This is a genomic window from Clostridium sp. (assembly GCF_017888565.1).
Lineage (GTDB): Bacteria > Bacillota > Clostridia > Clostridiales > Clostridiaceae > Clostridium.
Genome location: NZ_JAGHFX010000049.1, coordinates 25751 through 43714 on the forward strand (window position 1 = coordinate 25751; position 17964 = coordinate 43714).

The window sequence follows — 17964 nt, forward strand, 5'->3', positions numbered from 1 at the left end:
TAAATGCTTCAATATACTAATTCTTATTTATTCGCTAATATTATAAATAATAAAAGTTAATAAATTTATTTAAGCATAGTGATAAATTTGAAAACATATAATGTTTAATTTTTAAATAAACTTTCATAAATATTAATATATTATTTCCTTTATTGAAATATAATCTCATAAAATATAACAAAAGGTTAACAAATTAATAAAGAAAGAGTTGTTTTATTGAATAAACGCTAAATATGCATGTCTTATATTAACATAATACGACAAAATATTCAATGAATTATTAAATTAAAACATAAGAGAAAAAATGGTATAATATATATAATATTTATAGTTGAAGCTATTATTAAATTAGTAAAGCCTAGGAGGAAATCGAATGTTATTAAGTGAAATTATAGAATTTAAAGAGGATTTAGAGCTTCTTAAAGATGGAGAATTTACATCTTTGGGGTTAGCAATTTCTGTATGTGAGGAAAAATTACTTTCTTTTATTGAAAATGAAAAATATATAGATGCTTTAAGTGATAGGATAACTTGTTTAATTACAACAAAAGATATAGGAGAAAAGCTTAAAAATAAATATGGAATTATAGTTTCAGCTAATCCTAGGATGGATTATTTTAAGTTACATAATAAATTATCTGATTTAAAGGACTATAAAAGAAAAGAGTTTGATACAATTATAGGAGAAAATTGTGATATAAGTCCTTTATCATCTATAAGTAAAAAGAATGTTATTATAGGAAATAATGTGAAAATTGAAGAATTTGTTGTTATAAGAGAAAATACTGTGATTGATGATAATAGTATTATAAGAGCAGGGGTTATAATAGGTGGTGAAGGATATGAATATAAAAGAGTAGACGGAATAATAATGAATGTTAATCATTGCGGTGGAGTAATTATAGGAAATAATGTAGAGATACAATATAATTCATGTATAGATAAAGCGCTTTATACATGGGATAATACAGTTATAGGAGATTATTCAAAGTTAGATGATTTAGTTCATATAGAGCATGGAGTGAAAATAGGAAGTAGATGTCTGATTGCATCAAGAGCAACATTTGGTGGCCGAACTATACTTGGAGATGATTCATGGGTTGGTTTAGGAGCTATTATATCAAATGGTCTAACTCTTGGTAATAAAGTAAGTATAAGCCTGGGATCTGTAGTAACTAAAAATTTAAAAGATGAAGAAAAAGTTTCAGGTAACTTTGCAATTAATCATAATAAATATATAGATTTTATTAAAAGCATCAGATAATTATAATATAAACAGTTCTAAATAAAAATCTAACATATAAGTGCAATATTTTTCATATTAAATTTATTTAGTTTACAGTAATAGCTTTTTATATTATAGTTATTAACATAATTGTTAAATAGTTCAAAATATATAAGTCATAAATTGAACTGCTTATATTAATATGGTAAAATTGTAATTGATTATATTATGTAAAGATATGTGAATGAGAGGGATAAAGATGAAAGTAAGAAAAGCCATTATACCAGCAGCTGGTCTTGGAACTAGATTTTTGCCAGCTACTAAGGCACAACCTAAGGAAATGCTTCCAATAGTTGATAAGCCAACAATACAATATATTATTGAAGAAGCTGTAGCTTCAGGGATTGAAGAAATACTTATAATTACTGGAAGAAATAAAAAGTGTATAGAAGATCATTTTGATAAATCTGTAGAATTAGAAATGGAACTTGAAAAAAATCATAAAGAAGATCTTTTAGAACTCGTTAGGGGAATATCTGATATGGTTGATATTCATTACATAAGACAAAAAGAACCTAAAGGATTAGGGCACGCCATATTATGTGCAAGAGCATTTGTTGGAAATGAGCCTTTTGCAGTATTATTAGGTGATGATGTAGTTGATTCAGAAGTACCTTGTTTAAAACAATTGATGGATTGTTATAAGGAATATAAGACATCTATATTAGGAGTTCAAACTGTAGCCCATGAAGATGTAAATAAATATGGTATAGTAGATGGGATTCATATTGAAGATAGAGTTTATAAAGTTAAGAAGTTAGTTGAAAAACCAGCTATAGATGAGGCACCAAGTAATGTTGCTATATTAGGAAGATATATAATAACTCCTCAAATATTCGATGTACTACAAAATACAGAACCAGGTAAGGGTGGAGAAATTCAACTTACAGATGCTCTACAAACTTTAATAGGAAATGAAGCTATGTATGCATATAATTTTGAAGGAAGAAGATATGATGTAGGAGATAAGCTTGGATTCTTACAAGCTACTGTTGAATATGCATTAAAAAGAGATGAACTTAGGGAACCATTTATTCAATATTTGACAAGTAGGGAATGGAATAAATAATTTAAGTATATTTATTTAGAAATAATAAGATTATAAATAAAGCTAAACAATTAAGATAAATTTAATCGTTTAGCTTTTTATATTAAATTAATTTTTTATTTACATTATTACAATAACTTGCAATTGATAATATAATAAACATTGTAATAATTATTTTTAATGAATTATAGTAGCAATCCAATAAATTCATAAATTGAAAGCTAATAAATGAAATTGTTACTCCAATTAATACAGCTTTATTTTTGGTGTTATTACAACTATTTATATATGAGAAAAGTGATAATAGTGTTAAGGTCAGAAATAGTATAAAGAATATACTGCCTAGAACCCCTAATTCAACTTGAATCTTTAAAAATATATTGTGTGGATGCAGTGCCTTATAACTGCCATGAATCATTAATTCTTGATTATGATAAATATAGTTAGGATATGCTGATGAAAAGTTTTCATATCCAAGACCAAATAATGGATTATCTCTTATCATTAGTTCAGCAGACTTCCAAATTTTAAATCTGCTGCTATTTTGATCTAAACTAAAAATATCTAATATTCTAATTCTGCTTTGAGGAATTAGAAATAATACTATAGGAAGAATTATAGAAGCTATTATAAAGCGTTTATCATAAACTATTGCTATTAAAACTGATCCAAATAACAATGCTAATAAAGCATTACGGGATTGAGACAATATTATATTTGAAATAAGTAAAATTGAAATTATAAAAAAAGATATCTTCTCATATCTTTTTTTGCTATTTAAAAGTAATAGTAAAACTATAAATAAGGATAATATTGTATATGCTCCTAGATTATTTGAATTCTCTAAAAAAGAAGTAATTCTATGTTCTTCATCTAATGAAATATTTGAGAATATTTGTTTAAATAATTGAAAAATACTCACTAAACTAGATAATATAGCAACACCTAAAAATGAATTTAGTAGTATACGAAAGATATTTCTACCATTTAATTTATAAGAAATTGAATAATATATAAATATATACATAGAGAATCGTATACTATTTACAATTGTAACCTTTTTATCCATAGCAATAATTGTAGATGCATACATAATTATGTTTAATAATGATAAGGAGATGAAAATTTTATCTTTCAACAATAAGGATATATTCTTAAGCACAGTTTGTCTTTCTTTCTTTATAACAATAAATCCAAGAAGTTGTACTAAGAATAGTGAATATAAAATTAAGTCAGAATTTATAGCTCCATAACTTGGTAAAATTGGGTATAGAACTATAAATAATATTATTAAAATATTTAAAACATTTTTATATAATTTCATAGATATAAACCTCATTTTCTTAAAGTATATAAATAAAGAGCCCCTATTAAGGAGCATCTATTTATTTTTATTATCCCCTAGGAATAAATCCAATTTTCTTCTGCATTTTTCTAAGTGTCTTCATTGAAGCATAGTTTGCTTTTTCAGCTCCTAGTTTGTAGATATCTTCTAATGCTTTTTTATCTTTAAGGATATCTTTAACCTTATTTTGAATTGGTTCTAATTCGCTAACTATAGCATCAGCTACATCCTTCTTTAAATCAGCATAGCCTTTATCCTTATAGTATTCTACAAGTTCTTCTGCTGTTGAACCATTAATTGCGATTAGAAGATCAAGTAAGTTTTTAACACCTGGTTGTTCATCAGAATAATTTATAACTCCAAGGCTATCAGTAACAGCTCTAGATATTTTCTTTCTTATTACTTCAGGTGGGTCCATTATTAAGATGTAAGCATTTGGATTATCATCTGACTTAGACATCTTTTTAGTTGGCTCTTGAAGACTCATAACTTTAGCACCAACCTTTGGAATGTAAGGGTCTGGAATCTTAAATGTTGGGCTATAAGTATTATTAAATCTGCTAGCTATATCTCTAGCTATTTCTAAATGTTGTTTTTGATCTTGACCAACAGGTACTAAATCTGTGTTATATAAAAGAATATCAGCAGCCATTAAAACTGGATAAGTAAATAGCCCTGCCCCTATTGAATCACCGTATCTTTGTGATTTATCTTTATATTGAGTCATTCTGCTAAGCTCGCCCATATAAGTATTACATGTTAAAAGCCATGCACATTCGCTATGAGCAGGAACATGTGACTGAATAAATAAAGTATTCTTTTCAGGAACTATACCTGCAGCTATATATATTGCAAGGACTTCAAGAGTTCTTTGTCTTAAATCCTTAGGTTCTTGTCTAACGGTTATTGCATGTAGATCAACTACACAAAAATAACAATCAAATTCATCTTGAAGAGCAACCCAATTTTTTATTGCCCCTAAATAATTTCCTAAAGTTAATTGTCCTGAAGGTTGAATTCCACTAAAAATAACCTTCTTTTGTTCTGTATTATTTTCCAATTAAAGCACTCCTTTCATTTGTGCATGTTACATATAACGTTTAACTATATCATTAATTATAGATTTGGAAAATTACCATGTCAACAAAGAATGATTTAATATTAGACTTAATAAACTTTAAGTCTTCAAAATATAGGGATAGAATTAAATATTAACAACTTATATACGTTAATTTTCTAATTAAATCTTGATACTGATGAATTTAAAATTAATAAACTTGAAATTGATGAATTTAGAATAGATGAATTATATTTCATTTTAATCATGTGGGCTTTGGATTTTTCTACTGGTAAATTTAAAATTAATATACACGAAAAGTTTATAAATATATTTATCTAATCAAATTTTAATTAGATAATATTATTATAAGAAAATATTGTTATTAATTTGACAAATGCGCTTTTAAAAGTTAAAATTATATAGGTTTTTTACGAATTTTATATAATTATGTTGTGGAGGTGATTTATATTAGCTATATAGAGTTTAATAATTTATCAAAAAAATACAAAAATAGCAAAAAATATGCAATTAAAGATATAAATTTCACAATTAAAAAAGGTGAGTTTGTAGTTATTGTTGGACCTAGTGGTAGTGGTAAATCAACTCTTTTAGACTTAATTTGTGGTTTTGAAGATATTACTGAAGGAAATATAAAAATAGATAATGAGATAATTAATGACATAGAGCCAAAAGATAGAGATGTTTCTATGGTATTTCAAAACTATGCTTTATATCCTCATTTAACAGCATATGAAAATATTGCTTTTGGAATGAAGATAAGAAAAGTAAATAAGAATGAAATAAATGAAAAGGTAATGTGGGCAGCTAAGATATTACATCTTGAAGATTGCTTAAAATCAAAGCCCAAAAATTTATCTGGTGGGCAAAGGCAAAGAATAGCACTTGCAAGAGCAATGGTAAGAAATCCTAAGGTGTTTTTAATGGACGAGCCTTTATCTAATTTAGATGTAAAGCTTAGAAATTCAACTTCAAATGAAATAACTAATTTGCACAAGGAGTTGAATGCAACTACTATATATGTTACACATGATCAAGTAGAAGCTTTAACAATGGCAGATAAAATAGTTATATTAAACGAAGGAGAAATTCAGCAAATAGGAACTCCGCTTGATATTTATACAAATCCTAGCAACGTTTTTGTAGCTACATTTATTGGAAGACCTGAAATGAATTTATTTAATTTATCTATAGAGGAAGAGTATATATCGTTAGACAATTCAATTAGAATTATTAAACCTGAAGAACTTAATTATTTAGAAAAAGGTGAATATATACTTGGGTTAAGAGCTGAAGATATTAAAAATATAAATAATATAGGTGAAAATATCAAAAATAAATATAACTTAGGCAATTCAGATAACGTGGAGAAGAATAAGATAAATAAAAATAATATAACCGAGAAGAATGTAAGTTATAGCCATAAATATAACAAAGAAAATATAAATAAAGATTTTATAGATGCTACCATAGAAAAAATTGAGTATTTAGGAAGCGAAACTATTTATCATCTTTTATATGAAGAAATAAAATTTACATGGAAAGCTTATAATATTAATAATTTGAAGATAGGTGAAAAAGTTCATATTAGTTTTAACTTTACTAAAGCTAATATTTTTAATAAATTAACACAAGAAAATATAAGGAGTAAGCAAAATGAAGGCAAAGAAAATAATTAGTACTTTATTAATGTTACCTATACTTATGGTTGGATGTTCTAAGGCTGAAGATAAGAAAAGTGATGAAATAGGTGGAACTATAAAGGTAGTTACATCTAGAACAGATGCAGACAAGCTATTTGAAAAAATAGAAGAGGATTTTAAAAAGCTATATCCAAGTGTTGAGGATATAATATGGGAATCAGCTGCAGATTATGACAATTACATAATGACTAGAATGAATACTAAAGATTATGGAGATGTTTTATTTCTTCCATTTACTATGAATGGTACTCCAGAAGAATATGAAAACTATTTTGAACCATTAGGAAAAGTAGATGAATTAGAAGAAAAATACATAGATGTTACAGAAGCTGATTATGATGGAATAGCATATGGATTACCAGCAGCAGTAAATTCATTAGGTATTATATATAATGAAGAAGTTCTTAAAAAGGCAGGGATAGAATCTATGCCAACATCAACAGAAGAAATGGTAGAAGCTGCGAAGAAAGTAAAAGAAAATACAGAGGCTATACCTTTCTATACAAATTATAATAAAACATTAGGTACTTGGGGTGGAACTTTAACTTCTTATGGTGGAGAGCAATATAGATCAGAAATGTTAAAGGCAGGTACTGCATTTAAAGAAGGTCAACCAATACGTGAAGTAATGGATTTATTTTATGAATTATCATCAAATGGACTTATAGAAGAGGATCCAGTTACAGGAGATTTTGCAAAATCGCTACAAATGCTTGCAGATGGTAAAGTTGCAATGATAATGAAGGGTTCCCAAGATGCAAAGATGATCCAAGATTTAAGTACAAATGGCAGCAAAATAAATATAGCTCCATTACCAGTAAAGTTTAATGGACAAACAAGTATTGCATTTGGAGCACCATCAGTAATAGGAATAAATAGAAATAGTGAAAATAAAGCAACAGCTAAAGCATTTTTAGAATTCTTTATTTCAGCTAAAAGTGGATATGCAGATGATTTAGGTGGAATGTCACCAAGCAAAGAAGATTTAACTGACGAACAAAAAGAAACCTTTGAAAAGAATAATATTATATTAACTGTACCAACTGAAACACCAGAAGTTGATGCAAAATATACTACAATAGCTAATGAAGTAGGTGTTGCTAGATTAACAGATGTACTTCAAAAGGTTATTAATATAGGAATGTATCCAAATCAAAATGAAAGTTATAGTGATTATATCAATTCATTAGAAGCTAAATGGGAAGCGGCAGCACAGGCAAATGAATAATATGAACTTAAGAAAAAAAGAAAGAAAAATTATTTTTCTCTTTCTTTTTTTTCCACTTTTATTATTATTTTTATTTGGATTTTTACCTATAATAGAGTTGTTTATATATAGTTTTACTTCATGGAATGGTATATCAAAGAATAAGGAGTTCGTTGGTTTTGACAATTATATAAGGGTTTTAACAGATCCATCTTATTTTCAGGTATTTAAAAATAGTTTATATTACTTTTTATCTGGAATACTTCAAATAATAGTAGCAATGTTTTTTGCTATAATGCTGTCTTTCAAAGTTAAATTTAAAGGTTTCTTTAAGGCTACATTTGTATTTCCAACTCTTATAAGCGGAGTTGCTATTTCGATGATATTTAGAATATTCTTTGAACCAGGAGGAACTTTTGATGCAGCATTAGGTGCTTTAGGTCTTGGAGAGTTTATACACTATTGGCTTGGAGATCCTAGGTTTGTTAATTATACACTAGCTAGTATATCTCTTTGGAGGTTTACAGGTAGAAGCTTTATTATGTACTTTGGAGCAATTCAATCTATACCAAAGGAATATATAAAAGCAGCTGAAATAGAAGGTGCCTCTGTAATGCAAAAGGTAAGATATGTGATACTACCTAATATACATACAATAGTTAAGATTAATTTTATTTTGTTGATTATAGGTGCAATTTCTGTTTTTGAAATACCTATGATAATGACTAATGGTTCTAATGGGACTAGTACATTTTTATTACAAACTATGAAAACTGCATTTGAACAAAAGAAAATAGGACTTGCAGCTAGTATGGCAGTAATAATTACAATAATAATTGTAATTGCAACTCTTATTCAAAAGAAGGTGTATAGTAATGATGAAGATGAATATTAAATCTATATTATTAAAAGTGCTAAAATACACTGTTTTAATACTTTGGACTATAGCAATATTTTTACCGATAATTACTGTTGTTTTTGGTTCTTTTAAAACCTATGATGAATTTACAAGGACTAGTGGGATTACTATGCCAAATAGTTTTAGTTATTTTGAGAATTACATAAGAGCATTTGTAGATGGAAAAATGTTAATTGGTTTTATTAATACATTCATTTTAATATTTTTTGGAGCAATAGGAAGTGTAATATTAGGATCTATGGTGGCTTTTGTTGTAAGCAGGTTTGATTTCAAACTAAAAAAACTAATATTATTTATGTATTTATTTGTATCAATAGTACCAATGGAAATGTCTCAAGTTGCAACTTTTAAAATTGTTGATGCTGTAGGAATATACAATACTAGGCTTGCACCTATAATTATATATTTAGGAGCAGATGTTTTAATGGTTTATATCTATATGCAAGCTTTAGAAAAGATTCCTAGAGATTTAGATAAAGCTGCAATGCTTGAAGGTGCAGGATATTTTAAAATATACAGAAAGATTATATTTCCATTGTTAAAACCAGCAACTGCAACAGCAATTATGCTTAAGATAATTACCATATATAATGATTTTTATGTCCCATATTTATATATGCCAGGGGAAGGGTTAAACACTGTATCAACAACATTATTCAAATTTATAGGGCCAGCATCAACAGAATGGCAAGTAATATGTGCAGCTATTGTAATAAGCATGATACCAATGATATTATTTTTCATATTTTTGCAAAAGCATATTTACGAAGGAATAACTTCAGGGAGTATTAAATAAATGAAGAAGAATAATTTTTTAAAACGAATTTATACAGTAATGGAACTAAGAACAGGATTTGCAACTGGACTTCCAGCACTTAGTGGTGGATTATTTGGAGCATACTTAGAAAAGGATATTAAAGTTTTACCACTAGTTTTAATGTTTATTGCTGGATTTAGCTTGAATATAGTAGCAAATATAGCAAATGAAATAAGGGCATTTTTAAAGAATGAAGAAAATGAAGATACATTTACAGGCCATTTAGGTAGTGAAGGGTTAGTTAGAGGAGATGCAAAGTTTTTAGATGCAGTAATAGCTTTGCTTTTCATGTTAGCTTTAGGCGGAGGAAGCGGACTTATAGTAGTTTTTATAACCAAGAATATAAATATATTAATTATAGGAATAGTAAGTGCCGTTGCAGCATTAACTTATTCTTTAGGGCCAAAGCCATATATAATTTATCCTGTTGGTGAATTAGTATCAGGGATATTTGCTGGAGGAATAAGTAGCTTTGTATCTGCTTATATACAGCAAGGAAATATGAGTATAGAAATATTTTTATATTCCTTTATAGCTATGATAATGACTGTATTTCTAATGTCTACAAATAATACTTCAGATTATGAAAAAGATAAAGGTGTTAGAGTAACATTACCACATGTTATTGGATTTAGAAATTCCATTAAGATAATAATACCAGAAGCAATAATAATGGTTATATCATGGACAATATTATTATTGCTATCAAAGATAAGTTTACTAATATTTACATCAGGTATATTTATATTTTACTATTACGGGTATGTAAAGTGGTATAGAGATTATTATAAAATACAAAAAGTATATAAAGAAATGGGAAGAGAGTGGGGACCAAGACCACTACTTCTTATATATAGTTTTCATTTTATAATGTCAGTAGAATTTTTAATTTATATCATGGCAAAGTAAATTAGACTTTAAATTAATACTTAAAGATATAATTTTTAAATTATTAAAGGACTACTCATAAGTATAATTAAAGTATTTAAAGAGAATGTAACTACGAACATAGTCATATAATACCTAAAGGATAAGGTATCCATAAAAAGGTCGTTATTATAGTTAAAAGATAAAGTGCTACATAGGTTAATTTACTATAATTTAATGTTAAAGTAATTAAAAATGTGTTTGTTACACTTAAAAATAAGGTAACTTAAAAATGTAGTTACTATAGTTAAATATAAAGTAACTACATAGATGAAATTGTTATAGTTAAATTACAAAGTAGTTATATTAATGTAGTTACTATGTTAAATAATTAAGTACCTACATTTATAGTTTAAATTATTTAAATAAGTTGGTCTATTAAATCTTAAGAAGATATTTACTATATATAAGTAGATATAGTAATAGTATTTTAGAAACAGTAAGTCTACATTTTTAGGTATTTAATGCAAGTGAAAATAAAGGGAGATAGAGACATGGTAAAAATAAACTTAAATCTAATAAAGAATAATCCATTAAGTTTAACAGCAATATTAGCAGATAAGCAAAGAATATTTAAAAAACATGGCATAGACATGAATTTATATTTAGATGAAGATTTTTTCTTTAAGGGAAATGTTGAGTTTTTAGAAGGCAGATCAGATGCTATGATGGGAGATACAACATTTTTCTTTTATATGCTTGAAAAAGGGAAAAAGGCAGTCATAACTTCAAATTTAACAAGAACTATTAATTTAGTTGGAAAGAAAGAAGTTAAGAAAGATTTAGAAGGCATAAGAGTAGGAGTTAACAGAGCTGGATTGTTTAGATTGTTTTTAGAAAATGATTTAAAAGATATAATAAAAAATCCTAAAATAGTTTGGATTAATAATACATATGATAGAATTAAAGCGCTTCAAAAAGGAGAAATAGATGCTTTAGTAGCAATTGAGCCTTTTGTTTCAAAGATAGTAAATGAAGGTGGAGAGGTAATTTGGAATTCAAGAAATAGTGATAAGAATTTAGTCATGTGGTGTTTTGATGAAGAGTTTTATAATAATAATTCAGAAGGAGTTAAAAAGTTTCATAAAGCATTAAATGAAGCAGCTAGAATATTCAACAATTCTTCCGAGGAAGATAAAGTTAATTATTTTATGGAGTTTTGTGGATATTCAGAAGAAGTAGCACAGGGATTTAAAGATTTCACATTTGAAATCAGCAATAATTACCAAAAAGATGATTTTGATTTATGCCAAGAATGGATGTATAGAGAGGGAGAAATTAAAAAAGTATATAATTCAAATATTTTAATTAAAAATATAATATAAAATCAATTTATAACCATTCTTAAGCCTTAACATAAAAAATATCTACTAATAATAGTAAAATTGCTGAAATTAATATCACATCTATAGCCCAAAATGAAAATTTAAATATTAAAGATACTAAAACTAGTAAAATTAATATTGTGAAAAATATTTTTAATGATTTCATTACACATGCCCTCCTATTAAGTAAATCATTGTATAGATTATTAGTTTATACAAAATTAATAAAAAAATACTTATTATATAAATAAACTTTATAAATAAAGAAAGACTAACCATTAATTGGTTAGTCTTTAAAACAGAAATTATCTTCTGTTATTTTGAGCTTTTCTAGCTTTTCTACATTCAGGACATCTTACAGGATCATTATCAAATCCCTTTTCTTTGTAGAATTCTTGTTCTCCAACTGTGAAAACAAATTCATTTCCACAATCTTTACAAGTTAGTTTCTTATCTTCCATTTTAAAATCCTCCTTAAAATTCATAGGGATAAACTTGATAGATTTCTTCACTTAAGTATATTGAACTTTAAGGAGAGAACTTATCGAGATTAGCCTAATCATTTAAATTTTCAAAATAATTATACCATAAAAATAAATAAATTCAATACCTATATTAAGAAAATTTGGATTATTTAGAATCTTTCAATAATTTTTCTTTAGCCTTAAATTTAAAGTAGTAAGTAGAAAATACTATAAGTGGTATTAAAACAAAACTAAATAAATTAATTATTTGTAAATACTTTAATACATCATAAAGTATATAGTTATTCATTCCTAAAAAGCTTGATAAAACAAATACTATAAAAGTATAGATGCCTATAAAAAGACGTTTATTCTTAATATACTTTCCTAGAATCAATAATATACTATAAGTGGCTAATACATACTTTATAAAGAAGCCTAAAACTGTTTGAATTATGAAAAATAATTCACCAAATTCTAAAAATCCTGCTACTTCAATTCTTTGCCCTAATATAAATTCAGGATAAAAAATATTTGCAGCTCTTAGCGGACCAAAAGCTGTAATTACTCCAATTATTGAAACAACAACAAATGCAGAAGTTATAACTCCAGCATAAAGGGTATGTTTTCTTATATGTTCAAATTCATTTATATACTTTAAAAATGGTATTGTAATCATAAATGAGGAAAACCCACCTAAAATTAGGAGTAGAGAAACGGTAAAGCCTAAAGATATGCCGCTTCCAAGTACAGGTAATAAATTATTTATATCCTTATAACTTTGAGTTAATGCAAAAAAGACTATTCCATTTATTATAATTATAAAAACACTTACTAAAACAAATATTAATATAGTACGTAACCTTTTATTAAAAATAAAAAGTGATGGAAGTATAAAAAATATTAATGCATACCAAACTGGAGTTTCAAGAAATAATGTAGAGTGCAATACATTAGCCTCAACAGCAGCTGCTTCAATAGCATTTATAAATAAAGTAAGTACAAATATAAGCATAAAAATAATGCTTATAACCTTTGGCATAGAACGCTCAAAAATATCATTTATGTCAAAAGTTTTAGTAGAAACACAAATATTAATTATATACATTAAAAATATAACAAATATAATTGATGCTATAAGAGAAGCAAGCCAAGTATCTCTTCCCCCTATATCTATGAATATAGATGGATATGTTTTAACAGATATAAATGCCACCCCAATTATAAATAATATAAAATGCTTACTAGAAATTTTATTCATTATTAACCACCCTTCTTATGTTAATGGATAATGGACAATTAATGAAATAATTTAGCTTAGCTAAATTAGAAAAATATAAAAAGAAACTCTGGAAGAGTTTGAACCTCAATTATCCACTATGAATTATCAATTATCCAATTGTTTTTCATTCTTTCATAGTATTAGCAAAAAAATGAATATTAAACAGTTTTTCAACAAATAATATGATCAGGTGATGTATATGAATAATTTAGAATATGTAAAAGAGAAATTAAAAAACTCTTTTGATGTTAAGTATAGGCCAGTCCAAACAGTTTTGGGAAGGGCAACAGTAGTATTTATTGATGATTTATGTAATGTAAATATGATAAGTGAATATGTGCTTTTACCTTTAAGAGGTTTTGGTAAGATAAAGCCAACTACCGGAAGTATTACTTCAGTAAAAGAAGTAATAGAAAATGTTTTAGATATAGGGGCTACAGATATTGCGAAGGATGTAGATGATGCAATAATGCATATATTATCTGGAGATCCAGCTGTAATTTTTGATGATTATGAAGAAATTATATTTGTAGAAACTAAGGGATTTCCAGTTAGAGGTGTTGGAACGCCTGAAACAGAATCAGTATTAAAAGGTCCAAGAGAAGGATTTAATGAATTAATAGTAAATAATGTTGCTTTAATAAGAAGAAGAATTAAAAATCCAAATTTAAAATTTGAAGCTGTAGTTGTTGGAGAAAAATCACAAACTGCAGTTGCTATATGTTATCTAGATGGTGTTGCTCCAAAAGAATTAGTTGAAAATGTTAGAGAAAAAGTAAATAGTTTAGACTTAAGATTTATTTTAGATACGAATTACATTGAAGATGCTCTAAAGAATCAAAAAAGCTTTTTTGATACAGTAGGATACACTGAAAAGCCAGATGAAGTAAGTGCAAAATTATTAGAAGGAAGAATTGGGGTAATAGTTGATGGAACGCCATTTGTTATTACTGTACCATATTTCTTTTTAGAAAATTTCCAAATGCCAGATGATTATTATTTAAATAAATACTATACAAATTTTAATCGTATATTAAGATGGTTTGCATTTTTTATAGCAACATTAGTACCTGCTTTATATGTAGCAATAATAACGTATCATTTTTCTATGATACCATCATTATTTATGTTTAGGCTAGCAGTATCAAGGGCGGGGGTTCCATTCCCTACGTTTATAGAAGTAATACTAATGATGCTTGCATTTCAATTTATAAAAGAAGCAGGTCTTAGGCTTCCACAACCAATAGGTGGTGCAATGAGTATAGTATCAGCTTTAATCTTAGGAGATGCAGCAGTTGGAGCTGGAATTGCATCAAGGATAACAATAATAGTAGTGGCATTAAGTACATTATCATATTTCTTAATTCCAAAACTTTATGGAGCATTATCATTTTGGGCATTAGTCTTGGTTGGATTTTCTGCTGCATTTGGTATACCAGGATTTTTATGTGGAGCATTATTATTACTAATACAATTAGCTGAGTTAGATTCAATCGGATATCAATTTTTATTTCCAATTGGAAGTATCAATGAATATAGATTTAAAGATGTTGTACTTAGAGGAAGTTTAGGTAAAATTTCAAAAGGTTTTATAAAAAAGGGGGATGAAAAATGAAATTCAAAAGAGTAAGTAAGATATTAGCAGTATTTTTTATTCCTTTCTTCCTAGTTGGGTGTTTTAATTATAGAGATATAAATAAAGTTAGTTTTGCAACTAGTGTAATTTTTGATACAGATGATTTTGGAAGAGCAGTAGTTTATGTTGACTGCGTTAAACCTTATAGAAGTACTAATGAAAGTTCAGATAAGGGAAAGAGAATAATATATAAAGGTATAGGAAAGACAGCATTAGAAGCTTTAAGAGATGTAAATTTAGCTTCAAGCTATGAATTAAATTACTCGCAAAATAGAGCATATATATTTACAGAAAAGGCAGCAAGAGATGGAATAAAGAGATATATTGATTTAATAAATAATAATCAAGAGTTTCAAATTAAACCTGATATGTTTGTATATTTTGGAGAAGTTGATGAATTGCTAAAAATTACTTCCAATGATGAAGAATATTTAGGATTATATTTAGAAGAATTAGTTCATAAAAATAAAAGAAATCCAAGAGCTATGAGAGCAAACATAAATGATTATTTAAGTAATTCTATAACAGCCAGTGACACATATATTGTTGGTGCAATTGAAATAAGAGAGGATGCACTAGATAAAAAAATAGAAATTGGTGGCGGGGCAATAATCAAGGACAATACATTAGTCGAGAAAATAGATTCTAAAGATGCTATGAGCTATAATTTATTTATGAATAATATTAGAAGAGGAACACTTGAAATGTCTAATCCACAATCACAGAAAGGATTTATTACATTAGATATTTTAGATAATAGTACAGAAAGTAAACTTAAGTATGATGGAGAAAGTATTACTTTAGTTAAAAATTTAGAAATGAAAGTGTCAGTTGCAGAAATACAAGGTAGGCTTATAGTTGATAATGAACTTTTGAAATATATAAAAGATGTCAAAGAAGAAGAAATAGAAAGTTATCTTAAAGATATATTTAATAAATATAAAGAAAAGCAAATAGATGTTTTTGATATTGAAAGACTTTTAGATATATACTATCCTAAAGCAGCAGTATATAATCCAATTGCAAATACAAACTTAGAAGTAAATGTCAACTTAATAGTTGAAGGAACTGGATTAATCAAGGATAGTCTATAATAAATACTACAATGAAAATGATTTAGAGGGTAAAAAGCTATTGATATTAAAAGGGAAATAAAGTAATATTAAGTTATAGATTATCTGAATTCGATTCATACTATATGAGATGAGATGGGGAGGGAGTATGGACGATTATAAAGCAATGTATCACCAACTTAAGTCGGAGTACGAAAGATATCAGAAAATCACTGAAGAAAAAATACAAGAATTAAGTTCTGTAAATGTCCAGCATGAGAAAAATCTCGATATGCTTTCGAATGTAATATTAATCAGTAACTATATCAATTCAAATTTAAGTAGTAAAAATATAATACCTATGATAAATGATATGATAATAGGAATTATAGGTGTAACTCAATCTACAATATATTTGTTAGAAGACTCTAAATTTGTTATAAAGGCTACTAATGGCACACAAGATAGTATATCTCTTACAGAAGAATGTATAAATTACATAAGTAAAAATAAGACATTTATTTTAAATTCACAAGAACCAATTGTAAAAGATGAATTAAATAATATATATATTCACTCAAGGATGGGAGTACCAATAAAAGTTGCTGAAAAATTTATAGGATATATTGTAGCTGACCATACCCATTATAATTTTTTATCAGAGTTTCATGAAATATTCCTAAGTTCAATAGCAAGTCAAATTGCAATAGCTTTAGAAAATTCTATTCTATATAAAAAGATAGAAAGAGCAGCTAAATATGATGCATTGATAGGTATCTACAATAGAAAGACTTTTTATGAAATTATAGAAGAAAGGTTATCTAATGGAGGCATAGATAAATATGCTATAGTAATGATTGATTTAGATAACTTTAAAAGAGTAAATGATACTTTAGGGCATCAATTTGGTGATAAAGTTTTAATAGAAACTGCAAATTTAATTAGAAGTATGTTAAAGCCAAAAGATATAATTGCAAGATATGGTGGGGAAGAAATAATACTATATATAGATTGTAATAGTGATAATGAAGATATATATATAAGAATAGATAAAATAAGAAATTCAGTATCAAGTAATTTGGTTTCAAATGAAAAGAATGAAAGAAGCATTACGGCAAGTTTTGGAGTAGGCTTTTATCCTAATGATGGGGATACCCTTGAAACTGTTATTAATTGTGCAGATAGATTCCTTTACAAGGCAAAGCACGCAGGAAAAAATAAAGTTATGAGTTCACATTTTTTAGATAAAAGATAGAGATTAATGTATTTTCTCTATCTTTTATTATTTTTTATATTATATTGTAAATATTTTCAAAGGTGTAGAATATATATAAATTAAGAGAATAAAAATTCTATAAAAGGAGTGGATTCCAATGATTCAAGTTTTTTGCGCAAAGAGAGGGGCAGGTAAAACTAAAAGATTAATAGAACTTGCAAATGAACATTTAAGCAAAGCAAAAGGGGATTCAGTTTATATTGACGATGATGCTAGACGCATGATGCAACTTAAAGGTAAGATAAGATTTATAAATACTAATGAGCTTGGTGTAATGGATTGTGATAGCTTTTATGGATTACTTTGTGGAGTTATATCTCAAAATTATGATGTTGAAAATATATATATAGATGCTTTATCAAGTATAGTTACTAAAAATATGTCTGAATCAACTAAACTGTTTGGAAAGTTAAAGGAATTCTCTCAAAGATTTAATTTAAATTTGTATATAAATTTAAATTGTGAATGTAATGATGAGCTACCAGATTTGATAAGGGAATATGTGGCTTAGAGGAATAGGAAAAGTTAAAGAATTATGGAAATAACTCATGCAAGCTGAGTTATTAAAAATGAGAAATGAAAAAGAAAAGTAAGGGGAAT

At 26.7% G+C, this 17964-nt stretch carries 17 protein-coding genes; 12 read left to right on the forward strand and 5 right to left on the reverse strand.

What is annotated here, in order from left to right; translation table 11 throughout:
• The first annotated feature begins 373 nt into the window (after positions 1 to 373).
• On the forward strand, positions 374 to 1264 hold the full coding sequence (locus J7M87_RS09250) for a UDP-3-O-(3-hydroxymyristoyl)glucosamine N-acyltransferase (RefSeq protein ID WP_291650778.1): 891 nt from the start codon (positions 374 to 376) through the stop codon (positions 1262 to 1264).
• Between the two features lie 220 nt (positions 1265 to 1484).
• The gene (gene galU / locus J7M87_RS09255; protein WP_271831485.1) at positions 1485 to 2354 is read left to right on the forward strand and encodes a UTP--glucose-1-phosphate uridylyltransferase GalU; all 870 of its coding nucleotides are present in this window, start codon (positions 1485 to 1487) and stop codon (positions 2352 to 2354) included.
• A gap of 82 nt (positions 2355 to 2436) precedes the next feature.
• On the opposite strand, the gene J7M87_RS09260 is transcribed toward galU, so the two are convergent.
• Both J7M87_RS09260 and trpS read right to left on the reverse strand, forming a co-directional pair.
• Entirely contained in the window at positions 2437 to 3657 is a 1221-nt protein-coding gene (locus J7M87_RS09260; RefSeq protein WP_291650779.1) for an O-antigen ligase family protein, read from the reverse strand.
• A gap of 70 nt (positions 3658 to 3727) precedes the next feature.
• Positions 3728 to 4738, reverse strand: a complete 1011-nt coding sequence (gene trpS, locus J7M87_RS09265; protein WP_291650780.1) for a tryptophan--tRNA ligase — start codon at positions 4736 to 4738, stop codon at positions 3728 to 3730.
• A gap of 458 nt (positions 4739 to 5196) precedes the next feature.
• Between trpS and J7M87_RS09270 the strand changes: the two genes are divergently transcribed.
• The 6 genes from J7M87_RS09270 to J7M87_RS09295 all read left to right on the forward strand — a co-directional run bounded on the left by J7M87_RS09270 (position 5197) and on the right by J7M87_RS09295 (position 11654).
• Positions 5197 to 6435 (forward strand): ABC transporter ATP-binding protein, encoded by a 1239-nt coding sequence (locus J7M87_RS09270; protein WP_291650781.1) that lies wholly within the window; start codon positions 5197 to 5199, stop codon positions 6433 to 6435.
• Complete coding sequence (locus tag J7M87_RS09275) at positions 6413 to 7687, forward strand: extracellular solute-binding protein (RefSeq protein ID WP_291650782.1); 1275 nt, start codon at positions 6413 to 6415, stop codon at positions 7685 to 7687. Before J7M87_RS09270 ends, J7M87_RS09275 begins: the two co-directional genes overlap by 23 nt.
• Positions 7680 to 8561: a sugar ABC transporter permease gene (locus tag J7M87_RS09280; RefSeq protein WP_291650783.1), complete on the forward strand. Its 882-nt coding sequence runs from the start codon at positions 7680 to 7682 to the stop codon at positions 8559 to 8561. The genes J7M87_RS09275 and J7M87_RS09280 overlap by 8 nt, the downstream gene beginning before the upstream one ends.
• On the forward strand, positions 8542 to 9381 hold the full coding sequence (locus J7M87_RS09285; protein WP_291650784.1) for a carbohydrate ABC transporter permease: 840 nt from the start codon (positions 8542 to 8544) through the stop codon (positions 9379 to 9381). Before J7M87_RS09280 ends, J7M87_RS09285 begins: the two co-directional genes overlap by 20 nt.
• Entirely contained in the window at positions 9382 to 10311 is a 930-nt protein-coding gene (locus tag J7M87_RS09290; RefSeq protein WP_291650785.1) for a prenyltransferase, read from the forward strand.
• A gap of 512 nt (positions 10312 to 10823) precedes the next feature.
• Entirely contained in the window at positions 10824 to 11654 is an 831-nt protein-coding gene (locus tag J7M87_RS09295) for a hypothetical protein (RefSeq protein WP_291650786.1), read from the forward strand.
• 19 nt (positions 11655 to 11673) lie between these two features.
• Here the strand turns inward: J7M87_RS09295 and J7M87_RS09300 are convergent, their stop codons facing one another.
• The 3 genes from J7M87_RS09300 to J7M87_RS09310 form a co-directional block, all read right to left on the reverse strand.
• Positions 11674 to 11820 carry a hypothetical protein gene (locus J7M87_RS09300; protein WP_291650787.1) on the reverse strand — a complete coding sequence of 49 codons (147 nt, stop codon included), beginning with the start codon at positions 11818 to 11820 and terminating at the stop codon, positions 11674 to 11676.
• A gap of 139 nt (positions 11821 to 11959) precedes the next feature.
• Positions 11960 to 12115 (reverse strand): zinc-ribbon domain-containing protein, encoded by a 156-nt coding sequence (locus J7M87_RS09305; RefSeq protein ID WP_291650788.1) that lies wholly within the window; start codon positions 12113 to 12115, stop codon positions 11960 to 11962.
• 169 nt (positions 12116 to 12284) lie between these two features.
• A complete protein-coding gene (locus J7M87_RS09310; protein ID WP_291650789.1) occupies positions 12285 to 13379 on the reverse strand; it encodes an endospore germination permease in 1095 nt (364 codons plus the stop codon).
• 220 nt (positions 13380 to 13599) lie between these two features.
• Between J7M87_RS09310 and J7M87_RS09315 the strand changes: the two genes are divergently transcribed.
• The 4 genes from J7M87_RS09315 (at position 13600) to J7M87_RS09330 (ending at position 17875) form a co-directional block, all read left to right on the forward strand.
• Positions 13600 to 15015, forward strand: a complete 1416-nt coding sequence (locus J7M87_RS09315) for a spore germination protein (RefSeq protein WP_291650790.1) — start codon at positions 13600 to 13602, stop codon at positions 15013 to 15015.
• Positions 15012 to 16130, forward strand: coding sequence for a Ger(x)C family spore germination protein (locus J7M87_RS09320; protein WP_291650791.1), 1119 nt, complete (start codon positions 15012 to 15014; stop codon positions 16128 to 16130). Before J7M87_RS09315 ends, J7M87_RS09320 begins: the two co-directional genes overlap by 4 nt.
• Before the next feature lie 127 nt (positions 16131 to 16257).
• Positions 16258 to 17343 carry a diguanylate cyclase gene (locus J7M87_RS09325; protein ID WP_291650792.1) on the forward strand — a complete coding sequence of 362 codons (1086 nt, stop codon included), beginning with the start codon at positions 16258 to 16260 and terminating at the stop codon, positions 17341 to 17343.
• A gap of 118 nt (positions 17344 to 17461) precedes the next feature.
• Positions 17462 to 17875 carry a hypothetical protein gene (locus J7M87_RS09330; RefSeq protein ID WP_291650793.1) on the forward strand — a complete coding sequence of 138 codons (414 nt, stop codon included), beginning with the start codon at positions 17462 to 17464 and terminating at the stop codon, positions 17873 to 17875.
• Positions 17876 to 17964: the final 89 nt, after the last annotated feature.